General features: G+C 59.0%; 9 protein-coding genes and 1 pseudogene. 9 read left to right on the top strand and 1 reads right to left on the bottom strand.

Annotation, left to right across the window (positions count from 1 at the left end; genetic code table 11):
- Window positions 1-149 precede the first annotated feature (149 nt).
- The 6 genes and pseudogenes from rplK to rpoC all read left to right on the top strand — a co-directional run bounded on the left by rplK (window position 150) and on the right by rpoC (window position 11,375).
- The gene (gene rplK / locus BSK43_RS23045) at window positions 150-581 is read left to right on the top strand and encodes a 50S ribosomal protein L11 (RefSeq protein ID WP_068386051.1); all 432 of its coding nucleotides are present in this window, start codon (window positions 150-152) and stop codon (window positions 579-581) included.
- 4 nt (window positions 582-585) lie between these two features.
- Window positions 586-1,284 carry a 50S ribosomal protein L1 gene (gene rplA, locus BSK43_RS23040; protein ID WP_068386052.1) on the top strand — a complete coding sequence of 233 codons (699 nt, stop codon included), beginning with the start codon at window positions 586-588 and terminating at the stop codon, window positions 1,282-1,284.
- A 330-nt stretch (window positions 1,285-1,614) separates the two neighbouring features.
- Window positions 1,615-2,133, top strand: coding sequence for a 50S ribosomal protein L10 (gene rplJ / locus BSK43_RS23035; RefSeq protein WP_077472949.1), 519 nt, complete (start codon window positions 1,615-1,617; stop codon window positions 2,131-2,133).
- Between the two features lie 57 nt (window positions 2,134-2,190).
- Complete coding sequence (gene rplL, locus BSK43_RS23030; RefSeq protein ID WP_068386061.1) at window positions 2,191-2,568, top strand: 50S ribosomal protein L7/L12; 378 nt, start codon at window positions 2,191-2,193, stop codon at window positions 2,566-2,568.
- A gap of 263 nt (window positions 2,569-2,831) precedes the next feature.
- Window positions 2,832-6,973, top strand: a pseudogene (gene rpoB, locus BSK43_RS23025) (DNA-directed RNA polymerase subunit beta).
- Window positions 6,974-7,163: 190 nt separating this feature from the next.
- Window positions 7,164-11,375, top strand: coding sequence for a DNA-directed RNA polymerase subunit beta' (gene rpoC, locus BSK43_RS23020; protein WP_068387800.1), 4,212 nt, complete (start codon window positions 7,164-7,166; stop codon window positions 11,373-11,375).
- A gap of 111 nt (window positions 11,376-11,486) precedes the next feature.
- Here the strand turns inward: rpoC and BSK43_RS23015 are convergent, their stop codons facing one another.
- Window positions 11,487-11,780: a transcriptional regulator gene (locus BSK43_RS23015; protein WP_068386063.1), complete on the bottom strand. Its 294-nt coding sequence runs from the start codon at window positions 11,778-11,780 to the stop codon at window positions 11,487-11,489.
- A 508-nt stretch (window positions 11,781-12,288) separates the two neighbouring features.
- Here BSK43_RS23015 and rpsL point away from each other — a divergent pair.
- The 3 genes from rpsL to fusA all read left to right on the top strand — a co-directional run bounded on the left by rpsL (window position 12,289) and on the right by fusA (window position 15,340).
- A complete protein-coding gene (rpsL, locus tag BSK43_RS23010; RefSeq protein ID WP_003507760.1) occupies window positions 12,289-12,660 on the top strand; it encodes a 30S ribosomal protein S12 in 372 nt (123 codons plus the stop codon).
- A 79-nt stretch (window positions 12,661-12,739) separates the two neighbouring features.
- Window positions 12,740-13,210: a 30S ribosomal protein S7 gene (rpsG, locus tag BSK43_RS23005; RefSeq protein ID WP_034486676.1), complete on the top strand. Its 471-nt coding sequence runs from the start codon at window positions 12,740-12,742 to the stop codon at window positions 13,208-13,210.
- A gap of 30 nt (window positions 13,211-13,240) precedes the next feature.
- On the top strand, window positions 13,241-15,340 hold the full coding sequence (gene fusA, locus BSK43_RS23000) for an elongation factor G (protein ID WP_068386065.1): 2,100 nt from the start codon (window positions 13,241-13,243) through the stop codon (window positions 15,338-15,340).
- Window positions 15,341-15,360: the final 20 nt, after the last annotated feature.

Here is a 15,360-nt window from a genome sequence, read left to right as displayed (position 1 = left end):
CGCTTACTTATGTCTCGCGGCGCAGCCGCAATCCGCGTGGAAGGGTAGGGTCTTAGCCGGACCTGGTGATCCGCACCACGCAACCGCAGCCGCCGGAGCGATCCGGCATAATGGGCCGGGCAACCGGTCATTTGGAAAGGCAGAGAGAAATGGCTAAGAAAGTAGCGGGCCAGCTCAAGCTGCAGGTCAAGGCCGGCTCGGCGAATCCGTCGCCGCCGATCGGTCCTGCGCTTGGTCAGCGTGGCATTAACATCATGGAATTCTGCAAGGCGTTCAACGCGTCTACGCAGGAAATGGAAAAGGGTATGCCGATCCCGGTCGTCATCACCTACTACCAGGACAAGTCCTTCACCTTCATCATGAAGCAGCCGCCGGTCAGCTACTTCCTGAAGAAGGAAGCAAAGATCCAGTCCGGCTCGAAGACGCCGGGCAAGGGTGGCAAGGCTGGAAGCCTCACCAAGGCTCAGATCAAGTCGATCGCCGAAGCCAAGATGAAGGATCTGAACGCCGCCGATATCGAAGGCGCAATGGCCATGATCGAGGGCTCTGCCCGCGCCATGGGCCTGGAAGTGGTGGGTTGAGATCATGGTAGCAAAGCGTATTCAGAAGACTCGTGAAGGCGTTGATCCGACAAAGCTCTATGCTCTGGATCTGGCCATCAACATGGTCAAGGAACGTGCCGTTGCAAAGTTCGACGAAACCGTCGAAATCGCGATGAACCTCGGTGTTGACCCGCGTCACGCCGACCAGATGGTTCGCGGCGTTGTCAACCTGCCGAACGGCACGGGCCGTACGGTTCGCGTGGCCGTTTTTGCTCGTGGCGCCAAGGCCGACGAAGCCAAGGCTGCCGGTGCTGACATTGTCGGCGCGGAAGACCTGGTTGAAATCGTTCAGGGCGGCAAGATCGATTTCGATCGCTGCATCGCAACCCCGGACATGATGCCGCTCGTCGGTCGCCTCGGTAAGGTTCTCGGCCCGCGTGGCATGATGCCGAACCCGAAGGTTGGCACCGTTACGATGGACGTCAAGTCTGCCGTTGAAGCTTCCAAGGGCGGCGCTGTCGAGTTCCGTGTCGAGAAGGCTGGTATCATCCACGCCGGCATCGGCAAGGCCTCCTTCGAAGCCAAGGCTCTCGAAGAAAACATCCGCGCTTTCGCGGACGCCGTCATCAAGGCAAAGCCGGCTGGCGCCAAGGGTAACTACCTGAAGCGCGTAGCGATCTCCTCGACCATGGGTCCGGGCGTCAAGATCGAGCTGTCGACGGTTACGGCGCCTAGCGCCTGATAATCATATCGGACCTCGTGTCCGGTGTTTAAGAATTCCCGGCCTTTCGAGGCCGGGATTTCCGGAGAAATCCGGAATTCCTGTCCGAGATTGCAGGTGGTTATCCCTTAATCACTTAAGCCTGCATGAGACGGGTAAGACCCGAATTTTGAAGAAGCATCGCTTCGATGAACTCGGTTCGAGCCTTGGATGCCTTGTGCCTTTGAGCCGTCAGGCTTGAGCGCGAGGGGACAGGATCCTCAAGCGTCGCTTGGGATCTCTCTTGATCCCAGGAGGCAAAAGGCAACCCGGCAGGTCCGTTAACCCGGTCCTGTCAACTGGAGAAAAGCAGTGGAAAGAGCGGAAAAACGCGAATTCGTCACGGAACTGAACGAAGTCTTCAAGGCTTCGGGCTCAGTTGTCGTGGCCCACTATGCTGGTGCTACAGTCGCTCAGATGAACGATTTTCGTTCGAAGATGCGCGCTGCTGGCGGCACTATCAAAGTCGCGAAGAACCGCCTGGCCAAAATTGCTCTTCAGGGCACCGAAGCGGAAGGGATTTCCAATCTCTTCACCGGTCAGACGCTGATCGCATACAGCACTGATCCGATTACCGCTCCGAAGGTCGTCGTGGATTTCGCCAAGGGCAACGACAAGATCGTTGTCTTGGGCGGCGCCATGGGAACAACAACGCTCAACGCCGAAGGTGTGAAGTCGCTCGCGACCCTGCCTTCGCTGGACGAGCTGCGCGCGAAGCTGCTGGGCATGATCCAGACTCCGGCTACCCGCATCGCAGGTGTTGTTGCAGCGCCGGCAAGTCAGCTTGCTCGCGTGTTCTCGGCCTACGCCAAGAAGGACGAAGCCGCGTAAGGCGGTTTTTCGCTGTTCATAATCAACCAGTTCGAACCGAACAAAAGGAACTAAAAAATGGCTGATCTCGCAAAGATCGTAGACGACCTCTCCTCGCTGACCGTTCTCGAAGCCGCAGAACTGTCCAAGCTTCTCGAAGAAAAGTGGGGCGTATCCGCCGCTGCTCCGGTAGCTGTTGCTGCCGCTGGCGGTGCTGCTGTTGCCGCTGCCGTTGAAGAAGAAAAGACCGAGTTCGACGTCGTCCTCACGGATGCCGGCGCTAACAAGATCAACGTCATCAAGGAAGTCCGCGCTATCACCGGCCTGGGCCTCAAGGAAGCTAAGGACCTCGTCGAAGCTGCTCCGAAGGCTGTCAAGGAAGCTGTCTCCAAGGCAGAAGCCGCTGACATCAAGAAGAAGCTCGAAGACGCCGGCGCTAAGGTCGACGTTAAGTAAGCTTGAAACTGCTTTGGGAGATGGCTTTTTGCCGTCTCCCATTTGCCGTTTTTCTGAACAAATTACCCAAAAGCCGCAGGCAAAACGGCTTTTGGGTAATGGGTTCTTCAAGAGGATGGTCTCAAATCGAACCGCGACGCAATCCGTGCCGAGCGGTTTTCGATTAGTTAGACGAGATTGAACTACTCATTGATTGATGGGGTCGCCTGGCCAGCGTTTCCCATCCGTTGCAGGCCCGGGTGCAGGATTTTAAAGGAGCGACGATGGCTCAGACCCTTTCGTTCAATGGGCGCAGGCGCGTACGCAAGTTTTTTGGTAAGATTCCCGAAGTCGCAGAGATGCCGAACCTCATCGAGGTTCAGAAGGCATCCTACGATCAGTTTCTCATGGTCGAAGAACCCAAGGGCGGCCGCCCGGACGAAGGTCTTCAGGCTGTTTTCAAGTCGGTTTTCCCGATCACCGACTTCTCCGGCGCTTCCATGCTGGAGTTCGTATCCTATGAATTCGAACCGCCGAAGTTCGACGTCGATGAGTGCCGCCAGCGCGACCTGACCTACGCCGCGCCGCTGAAGGTCACTCTCCGTCTGATCGTGTTCGATATCGACGAGGATACCGGCGCGAAGTCCATCAAGGACATCAAGGAACAGAGCGTTTACATGGGCGACATGCCGCTCATGACGAACAACGGTACGTTCATCGTCAACGGCACCGAGCGTGTTATCGTATCGCAGATGCACCGTTCGCCGGGCGTCTTCTTCGATCATGACAAGGGCAAGAGCCATTCTTCCGGCAAGCTGCTCTTTGCCGCTCGCGTCATTCCGTATCGCGGTTCCTGGCTCGACATCGAATTCGACGCCAAGGATATCGTCTACGCCCGTATCGACCGTCGCCGCAAGATTCCGGTGACGTCGCTGCTGATGGCGCTCGGCATGGATGGCGAAGAAATCCTGTCGACCTTCTACACGAAGTCGCTCTACCAGCGCTCCGGCGATGGCTGGCGCATCCCCTTCAAGGCGGAAACGCTGAAGGGCGCCAAGACGGTTACCGACATGATCGACGCCGACACCGGCGAAGTCGTTGTCGAAGGCGGCAAGAAGCTGACGCCGCGCCTGCTGCGCCAGCTTCAGGACAAGGGCCTGAAGGCCTTGAAGGCCACCGACGAAGAGCTTTATGGCCTGTTCCTGGCCGAAGATATCGTCAACTTCCAGACCGGTGAGATCTATCTCGAAGCCGGCGATGAAATCGACGAGAAGACCCTGCCTGTCATCCTCAAGGCTGGTTTCGACGAAATCCCGGTTCTCGGCATCGACCACATCAACGTCGGCGCCTACATCCGTAACACGCTGTCCGCGGACAAGAACGAGAACCGTCAGGACGCTCTGTTCGACATCTACCGCGTCATGCGTCCGGGTGAACCGCCGACCATGGAGTCGGGCGAAGCCATGTTCAACTCGCTGTTCTTCGATGCGGAGCGTTACGACCTCTCCGCCGTCGGCCGCGTTAAGATGAACATGCGTCTCGACCTTGATGTCGAAGACACCGTTCGGATCCTGCGCAAGGACGACATCCTGGCTGTGGTCAAGATGCTTGTCGAACTGCGCGACGGCAAGGGCGAGATCGACGACATCGACAACCTCGGCAACCGCCGTGTTCGTTCTGTCGGCGAGCTGATGGAGAACCAGTATCGTCTGGGTCTGTTGCGCATGGAACGTGCGATCAAGGAACGCATGTCCTCGATCGAAATCGACACGGTTATGCCGCAGGATCTGATCAACGCCAAGCCGGCTGCCGCCGCCGTTCGCGAATTCTTCGGCTCCTCGCAGCTGTCGCAGTTCATGGACCAGGTGAACCCGCTTTCGGAAATCACCCACAAGCGCCGTCTTTCGGCTCTCGGCCCGGGTGGTCTGACCCGCGAGCGCGCCGGCTTCGAAGTCCGCGACGTTCATCCGACGCACTACGGTCGTATTTGCCCGATCGAAACGCCGGAAGGCCCGAACATCGGTCTCATCAACTCGCTGGCGACGTTTGCCCGCGTCAACAAGTACGGCTTCATCGAAAGCCCTTATCGCCGCATCATCGACGGTAAGGTGACCAACGATGTGCTCTACCTCTCCGCTATGGAAGAGGCGAAGTACTATGTTGCACAGGCTAATGCCGAGCTCGACGCCGAAGGTTCGTTCATCGAAGAATTCGTCGTCTGCCGTCATGCCGGCGAAGTCATGCTCGCTCCGCGCGACAACATCAACCTGATGGACGTCTCGCCGAAGCAGCTGGTTTCGGTCGCAGCCGCGCTGATCCCGTTCCTGGAAAACGACGACGCCAACCGCGCTCTCATGGGCTCGAACATGCAGCGTCAGGCCGTGCCGCTTCTGCGTGCCGAAGCTCCGTTCGTCGGTACCGGCATGGAGCCGGTCGTCGCACGTGACTCCGGCGCTGCCATCGGCGCCCGCCGCGGCGGCGTGGTCGACCAGGTCGACGCGACGCGTATCGTTATCCGCGCCACCGAAGACCTCGATCCGTCGAAGTCCGGCGTCGATATCTACCGCCTGATGAAGTTCCAGCGTTCGAACCAGAACACCTGCGTCAACCAGCGTCCGCTTGTTACCGTCGGTGACGTGGTCAACCGGGGTGACATTCTGGCCGACGGTCCGTCCACCGACCTCGGCGATCTGGCCCTCGGCCGCAACGTGCTTGTCGCGTTCATGCCGTGGAACGGCTACAACTACGAAGACTCGATCCTGCTCTCCGAGCGTATCGTTGCCGACGACGTGTTCACCTCCATCCACATCGAAGAATTCGAAGTGATGGCGCGTGACACCAAGCTTGGTCCGGAAGAAATCACCCGCGACATTCCGAACGTTTCGGAAGAAGCGCTGAAGAACCTGGACGAAGCCGGTATCGTTTACATCGGTGCTGAAGTTCAGCCGGGCGATATCCTCGTCGGCAAGATCACGCCGAAGGGCGAAAGCCCGATGACGCCGGAAGAAAAGCTTCTGCGCGCCATCTTCGGTGAAAAGGCGTCCGACGTTCGCGACACCTCCATGCGCATGCCGCCCGGCACCTACGGTACGGTCGTCGAAGTTCGCGTTTTCAACCGCCACGGCGTTGAGAAGGACGAACGCGCCATGGCGATCGAGCGCGAAGAGATCGAGCGTCTCGCGAAGGACCGCGACGACGAGCAGGCGATCCTGGACCGTAACGTCTACGGCCGTCTGGTCGAAATGCTGCGTGGTCAGGTCGCTCTTGCAGGTCCGAAGGGCTTCAAGAAGGGCACGGAACTGTCGAACGCCATCGTTTCGGAGTATCCGCGTTCGCAGTGGTGGATGTTCGCCGTCGAAGACGAGAAGATCCAGAGCGAGCTCGAAGCCCTGCGTGGCCAGTACGACGAATCCAAGTCGCGCCTTGAACAGCGCTTCATGGACAAGGTCGAGAAGGTCCAGCGCGGCGATGAAATGCCTCCGGGCGTCATGAAGATGGTCAAGGTCTTCGTCGCTGTTAAGCGCAAGATCCAGCCAGGCGACAAGATGGCTGGCCGTCACGGCAACAAGGGTGTCGTATCGCGCATCGTGCCGGTTGAAGACATGCCGTTCCTCGAAGACGGTACGCATGTCGACATCGTGCTGAACCCGCTCGGCGTTCCCTCGCGTATGAACGTTGGTCAGATTCTCGAAACGCACCTCGGCTGGGCTTGCGCCGGCATGGGTCGTCAGATCGGTGAACTGATCGATGCTTACAAGGCGAGCGGCAACATCGAACCTCTGCGCAAGACGATCGACATGGTCGTCGGCGACGGTCCGAAGAGCGACGACGTGCACGCATATGACGATGCATCGGTCCTGCGTCTGGCCGACCAGTGGAAGCGTGGCGTGTCCATCGCGACCCCGGTCTCGACGGCGCCGGCGAAGCCGATGTCAACGAGATGCTGGCAATGGCAGGTCTCAAGGAGACCGGTCAGTCGACGCTGTACGACGGTCGTACCGGCGAGCAGTTCGACCGTCAGGTCACGGTTGGCTACATCTACATGCTGAAGCTGAACCACCTTGTCGACGACAAGATCCACGCCCGTTCGATCGGTCCATACTCGCTCGTCACCCAGCAGCCGCTGGGCGGTAAGGCGCAGTTCGGCGGTCAGCGCTTCGGCGAAATGGAAGTCTGGGCGCTCGAAGCTTACGGTGCAGCCTACACGCTGCAGGAAATGCTCACGGTCAAGTCGGACGACGTGGCCGGCCGCACCAAGGTCTACGAAGCCATCGTTCGTGGCGACGACACCTTCGAAGCGGGCATTCCGGAAAGCTTCAACGTTCTCGTTAAGGAAATGCGTTCGCTGGGTCTCAGCGTCGAATTGGAAAACTCCAAGATCGACGATCTGCAGACCGCGACCCAGCTTCCGGACGCAGCCGAGTAACAGCTGATAGGGTGCGCGCTGTCCGTCAGCGCGCACCGTTCCAGCCGGCGCCCGATTTCCGGTGGCGCCAGGCGGGGACGGTTTCGCCGCATTTTGCGGTTATTGTCGTTTTAGCGCGTCAGTCCGGTTCCCGGGAATTTGCCGGCACTGATTGCAGTTCGAGGGCGCTTCGCCCCAAAAGGAGACAGGCATGAACCAAGAGGTCATGAATCTTTTCAATCCGCAGGTGCCTGCACAGAACTTCGATTCCATCCGGATATCGATCGCATCGCCGGAGAAGATTCTTTCCTGGTCTTATGGCGAGATCAAGAAGCCGGAAACGATCAACTATCGTACGTTCAAGCCGGAACGCGATGGTCTTTTCTGCGCGCGAATCTTCGGGCCGATCAAGGATTACGAGTGCCTGTGCGGCAAGTACAAGCGCATGAAGTACAAGGGCATCATCTGCGAAAAGTGCGGCGTCGAAGTCACGCTGTCGCGCGTTCGCCGTGAGCGCATGGGCCATATCGAGCTCGCCGCTCCCGTTGCCCACATCTGGTTCCTGAAGTCGCTGCCTTCTCGCATTTCGACGCTGCTCGACATGACGCTGAAGGATGTCGAGCGCGTTCTGTACTTCGAGAACTACATCGTCACCGAGCCGGGCCTGACTGCTCTTAAGGAGCATCAGCTTCTGTCGGAAGAAGAGTACATGCTCGCCATCGACGAGTATGGCGAAGACCAGTTCACCGCCATGATCGGTGCTGAAGCGATCTACGAGATGCTTGCCAGCATGCAGCTCGAAAAGATCGCCGGCGATCTGCGCTCCGAGCTTGCCGACACCACGTCGGATCTCAAGCAGAAGAAGCTGATGAAGCGCCTGAAGATCGTCGAGAACTTCATGGAATCGGGCAACCGTCCGGAATGGATGATCATGAAGGTCGTCCCGGTCATCCCGCCGGACCTGCGTCCGCTGGTTCCGCTCGATGGCGGTCGCTTCGCGACGTCGGATCTGAACGATCTGTATCGCCGCGTCATCAACCGTAACAACCGTCTGAAGCGCCTCATCGAATTGCGCGCTCCGGGCATCATCATCCGTAACGAAAAGCGCATGCTGCAGGAATCTGTCGATGCGCTGTTCGACAACGGCCGCCGTGGCCGCGTCATCACCGGCGCCAACAAGCGTCCGCTGAAGTCGCTGTCCGACATGCTCAAGGGCAAGCAGGGCCGCTTCCGTCAGAACCTGCTCGGCAAGCGCGTCGACTATTCCGGCCGTTCGGTCATCGTGACCGGTCCGGAACTGAAGCTGCACCAGTGCGGCCTGCCGAAGAAGATGGCGCTCGAGCTGTTTAAGCCGTTCATCTACGCCCGCCTCGACGCCAAGGGTTACTCCTCGACCGTCAAGCAGGCCAAGAAGCTGGTCGAAAAGGAAAAGCCGGAAGTCTGGGATATCCTCGACGAGGTCATCCGCGAGCATCCGGTTCTCCTGAACCGCGCACCGACGCTGCACCGCCTGGGCATCCAGGCCTTCGAACCCATGCTGGTCGAAGGCAAGGCCATCCAGCTGCACCCGCTCGTCTGCACGGCCTTCAACGCCGACTTCGACGGCGACCAGATGGCTGTTCACGTACCGCTGTCGCTTGAAGCCCAGCTTGAAGCACGCGTGCTGATGATGTCGACCAACAACATCCTGCATCCGGCAAACGGCGCACCGATCATCGTTCCCTCGCAGGACATGGTTCTCGGTCTCTACTATCTGTCGATCCTGAACCAGAACGAGCCGGGCGAAGGCATGGCCTTCTCCGACCTCGGCGAGCTGCACCATGCACTCGAAAACAAGGTCGTCACGCTGCATTCGAAGATCCGCGGCCGCTTCAAGTCGGTCGACGAAGAGGGCAAGCCCTATTCGAAGATCTACGAAACGACGCCTGGCCGCCTGCTGATCGGCGAACTTCTGCCGAAGCACGGCAAGGTGACCTTCGATATCTGCAACCAGGAAATGACCAAGAAGAACATCTCCAAGATGATCGACACGGTCTACCGCCATTGCGGCCAGAAGGACACGGTCATTTTCTGCGACCGCATCATGCAGCTCGGCTTCTCCCATGCTTGCCGCGCCGGCATTTCGTTCGGCAAGGACGACATGGTCATTCCGGATACCAAGGTTAAGATCGTTGGCGACACCGAAGCCTTGGTCAAGGAATACGAACAGCAGTACAATGACGGTCTGATCACCCAGGGCGAAAAGTACAACAAGGTTGTCGACGCTTGGGGCAAGGCTACCGAAAAGGTCGCCGAAGAAATGATGGCCCGCATTAAGGCCGTCGAATTCGACGAAAAGACCGGTCGTCAGAAGCCGATGAACTCGATCTACATGATGAGCCATTCGGGCGCTCGTGGTTCACCGAACCAGATGCGTCAGTTGGGCGGCATGCGCGGCCTCATGGCCAAGCCGTCGGGCGAAATCATCGAGACGCCGATCATCTCGAACTTCAAGGAAGGCCTGACCGTTAACGAGTACTTCAACTCGACGCACGGTGCCCGTAAGGGTCTTGCAGACACCGCCTTGAAGACCGCGAACTCGGGCTACCTGACCCGCCGTCTCGTCGACGTCGCTCAGGATTGCATCGTCACGCACGTGGATTGCGGCACCGACAAGGGCCTCACCATGACCGCCATCGTCGATGCCGGTCAGGTCGTTGCTTCGCTCGGCGCCCGCATCCTCGGCCGTACGGCACTGGACGATATCGATCATCCGGTCACGGGTGAGCGCATCGTCGATGCCGGCACCATGATCCTGGAACCGGATGTCATCGAGATCGAGAAGGCTGGTATCCAGTCGATCCGTATCCGTTCGGCACTGACCTGCGAAATCCAGACGGGCGTATGCTCGGTCTGCTACGGCCGCGACCTGGCTCGCGGTACGCCTGTCAACCTCGGTGAAGCTGTCGGCGTTATCGCCGCACAGTCGATCGGTGAGCCGGGCACGCAGCTGACCATGCGTACCTTCCACTTGGGCGGCACGGCGACCGTGGTCGACCAGTCGTTCCTGGAAGCTTCGTATGAAGGCACGGTGCAGATCAAGAACCGCAACATGCTGCGCAACTCCGATGGTAACCTGGTTGCCATGGGCCGCAACATGGCGGTTCAGATCCTGGACGAACGTGGCGTCGAGCGCTCCTCGCAGCGCGTTGCTTACGGCTCCAAGATCTATGTCGACGAGGGCGACAAGGTGAAGCGCGGCCAGCGTCTGGCGGAATGGGACCCGTATACCCGTCCGATGATGACGGAATTGGCCGGTACGGTTCAGTTCGAAGACGTCATCGACGGTCTTTCGGTTCTCGAAGCGACCGACGAATCCACCGGCATCACCAAGCGTCAGGTTATCGACTGGCGTTCGACGCCGCGCGGTTCGGACCTGAAGCCGGCGATCGTCATCAAGGACGCCAGCGGCAATGTTGCCAAGCTGTCGCGTGGCGGTGAAGCCCGCTTCCTGCTCTCGGTCGACGCGATCCTGTCCGTCGAGCCGGGCCAGAAGGTGTCGCAGGGCGACGTTCTTGCCCGTTCGCCGCTGGAAAGCGCCAAGACCAAGGACATCACCGGTGGTCTGCCGCGTGTTGCCGAACTGTTCGAAGCTCGTCGTCCGAAGGACCACGCCATCATCGCAGAGATCGATGGTACGATCCGCCTCGGCCGCGACTACAAGAACAAGCGCCGTGTCATCATCGAGCCGGCGGAAGACGGTGTCGAGCCGGTCGAATACCTGATCCCGAAGGGCAAGCCCTTCCACCTTCAGGAAGGCGACTACATCGAAAAGGGTGATTACATCCTCGACGGTAACCCGGCTCCGCACGACATCCTGGCGATCAAGGGCGTGGAGGCTCTGGCTTCCTACCTGGTCAACGAAATCCAGGAAGTCTACCGCTTGCAGGGCGTTGTCATCAACGACAAGCACATCGAAGTGATTGTCCGTCAGATGCTGCAGAAGGTGGAAATCACCGATGCAGGCGACAGCCAGTACATCGTCGGCGACAACGTCGACCGTATCGAGCTGGACGACAACAACGACCGCCTGATCGAAGAAGGCAAGAAGCCTGCTTACGGTGATCCGGTTCTGCTCGGGATCACCAAGGCATCGCTGCAGACGCCGTCCTTCATCTCCGCCGCTTCCTTCCAGGAAACAACGAAGGTGCTGACCGAAGCTGCGATTGCCGGCAAGACCGACGGTCTGCAGGGTCTGAAGGAAAACGTCATCGTCGGCCGCCTCATCCCGGCCGGTACCGGCGGCACCATGACCCAGATCCGCCGTATCGCTACGGCTCGCGACGAGCTCATTCTCGAAGAGCGTCGCAAGGGGACGGGCGCAGCTGTCGCAACGCCGATGCTGCAGGATATGGCTGGCGAGAATGCCCCGGCCGCTGAATAAGCGAGACCGCGACCATAGAAAATAAGAAACCGCCCGGAGCGATCCGGGCGGTTTCTTTTTGTCTCGTGATAAGGGGAGGGAGGGGCGCCTGCCTCGGGGAGGCGCGGCCCGTCAGCGGAACCGGATAATCGCGACTTCGCCCTCGAGCGCGCCCTGATAGGCCGATGCGTGCGGTTCTTCGTCCGGAACATCCGTCAGCATGCCGATCTGGTCGAGATCCGCCTCGATGAAGCCTTCCTCGGCGAGCGCGTTGAGAGCCTCGCGTACGGCCGTGTCGTCGTCCGGCGCCCGCAGCATGACATGCAGGTCGATGCCTTCTCCGCCATCGGTCTCGTAGCCCTTGCCGATGATGATGAAGACCATGGGGCCGTCGGAATTGTTGTCGTTGTCTGGCGCAGTAATCATGAGTCTTCCTTCGGGAGTATCGAATCGACCCGGCGATTCCTCGTGGTTGCCTGGGGTCATCGGGTGGAATTGGCTTTCGGTGATTCCTTATAGGGATTTTGGCGAAATACCAAAGTCCATCTTGCCGAAGAGCCGCCATTTCCGTATTCAAAGCGTCAAATGGCCGGTTTTCCCGGGCTTCCGGGCCTTTGTGACAAAGATAATTTCTTAACCGGCCTTGACGAAACGGCGGGAAACCAGTAGTACCGCCGCCATCGGGACCCATGTGAGGCATGGCTGTTCGGAGCGACGCGCTCTGGAGTTCACCTCAAACAAGGTTCTAAACGCACGTTGAAGACAAGAATGCTGCACGCAAGACGCCATCTTGGTGTCCTCTGCTTTTCTGTGGTCCATCTGCGAAAGCGGATCGGGCCACGTTTTGCGCATTGAGACGATCGTGTGTCGTTGCCGGTGACGGCGATAGTCATGCCCGCAAGGGTGTCGAGATAGATTTACAAGGGATGGTTGAATGCCTACCGTAAACCAGCTGATCCGCAAGCCTCGCCAGGCGCAGGTAAAGCGCAATAAGGTTCCTGCTCTCCAGGAAAACCCGCAGAAGCGTGGCGTTTGCACCCGCGTTTACACGACCACGCCGAAGAAGCCGAACTCGGCTCTGCGTAAGGTCGCAAAGATCCGTCTGACCAACGGCTTCGAAGTCATTGGTTACATTCCCGGTGAAGGTCACAACCTTCAGGAACACTCTGTCGTCATGATCCGTGGCGGCCGCGTAAAGGACCTTCCGGGCGTTCGTTACCACATCATCCGCGGCGTTCTCGATACCCAGGGTGTCAAGAACCGCAAGCAGCGCCGTTCCAAGTACGGTGCGAAGCGTCCGAAGTAATTCGGTTTCAGATAATCCGGTGCTGCGCGAGGTTCTCCGCGTGGTGAAGCGCCGCTAACAGTTGAGAGACGAGAAGTACATGTCCAGACGTCATAGAGCAGAAAAGCGCGAGATCAATCCGGACCCGAAGTTCGGCGATCTGGTCGTTACGAAGTTCATGAATGCCATCATGCTCGACGGCAAGAAGTCCGTAGCTGAAAACATCGTATACGGCGCATTCGACGCCGTGCAGGGCAAGGCAAAGCAGGAACCGCTCGGCGTGTTCCATCAGGCTTTGGATAACATCGCTCCGCACGTTGAAGTTCGTTCGCGTCGTGTTGGTGGTGCTACCTACCAGGTTCCGGTCGACGTTCGTCCGGAGCGCCGTCAGGCTCTGGCCATTCGCTGGCTGATCACTGCTGCTCGCAAGCGCAACGAAACCACCATGGTTGACCGCCTGAGCGGCGAACTTCTCGATGCCTCCAACAACCGCGGCGCTGCCGTCAAGAAGCGCGAAGACACGCACAAGATGGCTGATGCCAACCGTGCGTTCTCGCATTATCGCTGGTAATCCCGAACGGTTTCGGAAAGGCAGTCCATTATGGCTCGCGAATATAAAATCGAAGACTACCGCAATTTCGGTATCATGGCGCACATCGACGCCGGCAAGACCACGACCACCGAGCGTATTCTTTATTACACCGGTAAGTCGCACAAGATCGGTGAAGTGCACGACGGCGCAGCCACCATGGACTGGATGGAGCAGGAGCAGGAGCGTGGCATCACGATCACCTCTGCTGCTACCACGACCTACTGGAAGGGCCGTGACGGCAAGACCCGCCGTTTCAACATCATCGACACCCCCGGCCACGTCGACTTCACCATCGAAGTCGAGCGTTCGCTGCGCGTTCTCGACGGTGCCATCGCTCTGCTCGACGCCAACGCCGGCGTTGAGCCGCAGACGGAAACCGTCTGGCGTCAGGCTGAGAAGTATCATGTTCCGCGCATGATCTTCTGCAACAAGATGGACAAGACCGGCGCTGACTTCTATCGCTCGGTTGAGATGATCAAGACCCGTCTCGGTGCGACCGCTGTTGTCATGCAGCTGCCGATCGGTGCCGAAACCGAGTTCAAGGGCGTTATCGACCTGATCGAGATGAATGCTCTCATCTGGCGCGACGAATCGCTCGGCGCTCAGTGGGACGTCGTCGAAATCCCGGAAGACATGAAGGCCAAGGCTGCTGAATATCGCGAAAAGCTGATCGAGACCGTTGTCGAGATCGACGAAGCCGCGACCGAAGCCTACCTCGAAGGCAACCTGCCTGACAACGATCAGATCCGCGCGCTCGTCCGTCGCGGCACGATCGACGTCAAGTTCCATCCGATGTTCTGCGGCACCGCCTTCAAGAACAAGGGCGTTCAGCCGCTGCTCGACGCCGTTGTCGATTACCTGCCGTCGCCGCTCGACATTCCGGCGATCAAGGGTATCGACTTCAAGACGGAAGCCGAAATCGAACGTCATGCTGACGACAGCGAGCCGTTGTCCATGCTGGCATTCAAGATCATGAACGACCCCTTCGTCGGTTCGCTGACCTTCGCCCGCGTTTACTCCGGCAAGCTCGAAAAGGGCGCATCGGTCATGAACACGGTCAAGGACAAGCGCGAGCGCGTCGGCCGTATGCTGCAGATGCACTCGAACTCGCGTGAAGACATCGAAGAAGCCTTCGCTGGCGACATCGTTGCTCTGGCCGGCCTCAAGGAAACCACCACTGGCGATACGCTCTGCGATCCGCTGAAGCCGGTTATCCTCGAGCGCATGGAATTCCCCGAGCCGGTCATCCAGATCGCGATCGAGCCGAAGACCAAGGGCGACCAGGAAAAGATGGGCCTCGCGCTCAACCGCCTGGCTGCCGAAGATCCGTCCTTCCGCGTGAAGACGGACCAGGAATCGGGTCAGACGATCATCGCCGGCATGGGTGAACTTCACCTCGACATCATCGTCGACCGCATGCGTCGTGAATTCAAGGTTGAAGCTACCGTCGGCGCGCCGCAGGTTGCTTACCGCGAAACCATCACGCGTCAGACGGAAAAGGACTACACCCACAAGAAGCAGTCGGGTGGTACTGGTCAGTTCGCTCGCGTCAAGATCGTGTTCGAACCGAACCCGGATGGCGAAGACTTCAAGTTCGAGTCGAAGATCGTCGGCGGTTCTGTTCCGAAGGAATACATCCCGGGCGTTCAGAAGGGTATCGAAAGCGTTCTGTCTTCGGGCCCGCTGGCTGGCTTCCCGATGCTCGGCGTCAAGGCGACGCTCATCGATGGCGCCTTCCACGACGTCGACTCGTCGGTTCTGGCCTTCGAAATCGCCTCGCGCGCTTGCTTCCGTGAAGCAGCCCGTGAAGCTGGTGCCCAGCTCCTCGAGCCGATGATGAAGGTCGAAGTCGTGACGCCGGAAGATTACGTCGGTGACGTTATCGGCGATCTGAACTCGCGTCGTGGCCAGATCCAGGGCCAGGAAAGCCGCGGTATCGCGGTTGTCATCAACGCGAACGTCCCGCTGGCGAACATGTTCAAGTACGTCGATAACCTGCGCTCCATGTCCCAGGGTCGTGCACAGTACACGATGACCTTCGACCATTACGCGCCGGTTCCGTCGAACGTCGCACAGGAAATCCAGGCAAAGTATTCCGGTCAGAAGTGACCGGAATACCAATTGACCGA

This window comes from Rhizobium sp. P44RR-XXIV (genome assembly GCF_001999485.2).
GTDB lineage: Bacteria > Pseudomonadota > Alphaproteobacteria > Rhizobiales > Rhizobiaceae > Rhizobium.
This window is presented reverse-complemented; position numbering and strand designations above follow the sequence as displayed.

What these genes read in the sequence shown, in the direction of transcription:
- rplK (WP_068386051.1), top strand. Translation starts at nt 150, where the DNA reads ATGGCTAAGAAAGTAGCGGGCCAGCTCAAGCTGCAGGTCAAGGCCGGC.
- rplA (WP_068386052.1), top strand. Translation starts at nt 586, where the DNA reads ATGGTAGCAAAGCGTATTCAGAAGACTCGTGAAGGCGTTGATCCGACA.
- rplL (WP_068386061.1), top strand. Translation starts at nt 2,191, where the DNA reads ATGGCTGATCTCGCAAAGATCGTAGACGACCTCTCCTCGCTGACCGTT.
- rpoC (WP_068387800.1), top strand. Translation starts at nt 7,164, where the DNA reads ATGAACCAAGAGGTCATGAATCTTTTCAATCCGCAGGTGCCTGCACAG.
- BSK43_RS23015 (WP_068386063.1), bottom strand. Translation starts at nt 11,780, where the DNA reads ATGATTACTGCGCCAGACAACGACAACAATTCCGACGGCCCCATGGTC.
- rpsL (WP_003507760.1), top strand. Translation starts at nt 12,289, where the DNA reads ATGCCTACCGTAAACCAGCTGATCCGCAAGCCTCGCCAGGCGCAGGTA.
- rpsG (WP_034486676.1), top strand. Translation starts at nt 12,740, where the DNA reads ATGTCCAGACGTCATAGAGCAGAAAAGCGCGAGATCAATCCGGACCCG.
- fusA (WP_068386065.1), top strand. Translation starts at nt 13,241, where the DNA reads ATGGCTCGCGAATATAAAATCGAAGACTACCGCAATTTCGGTATCATG.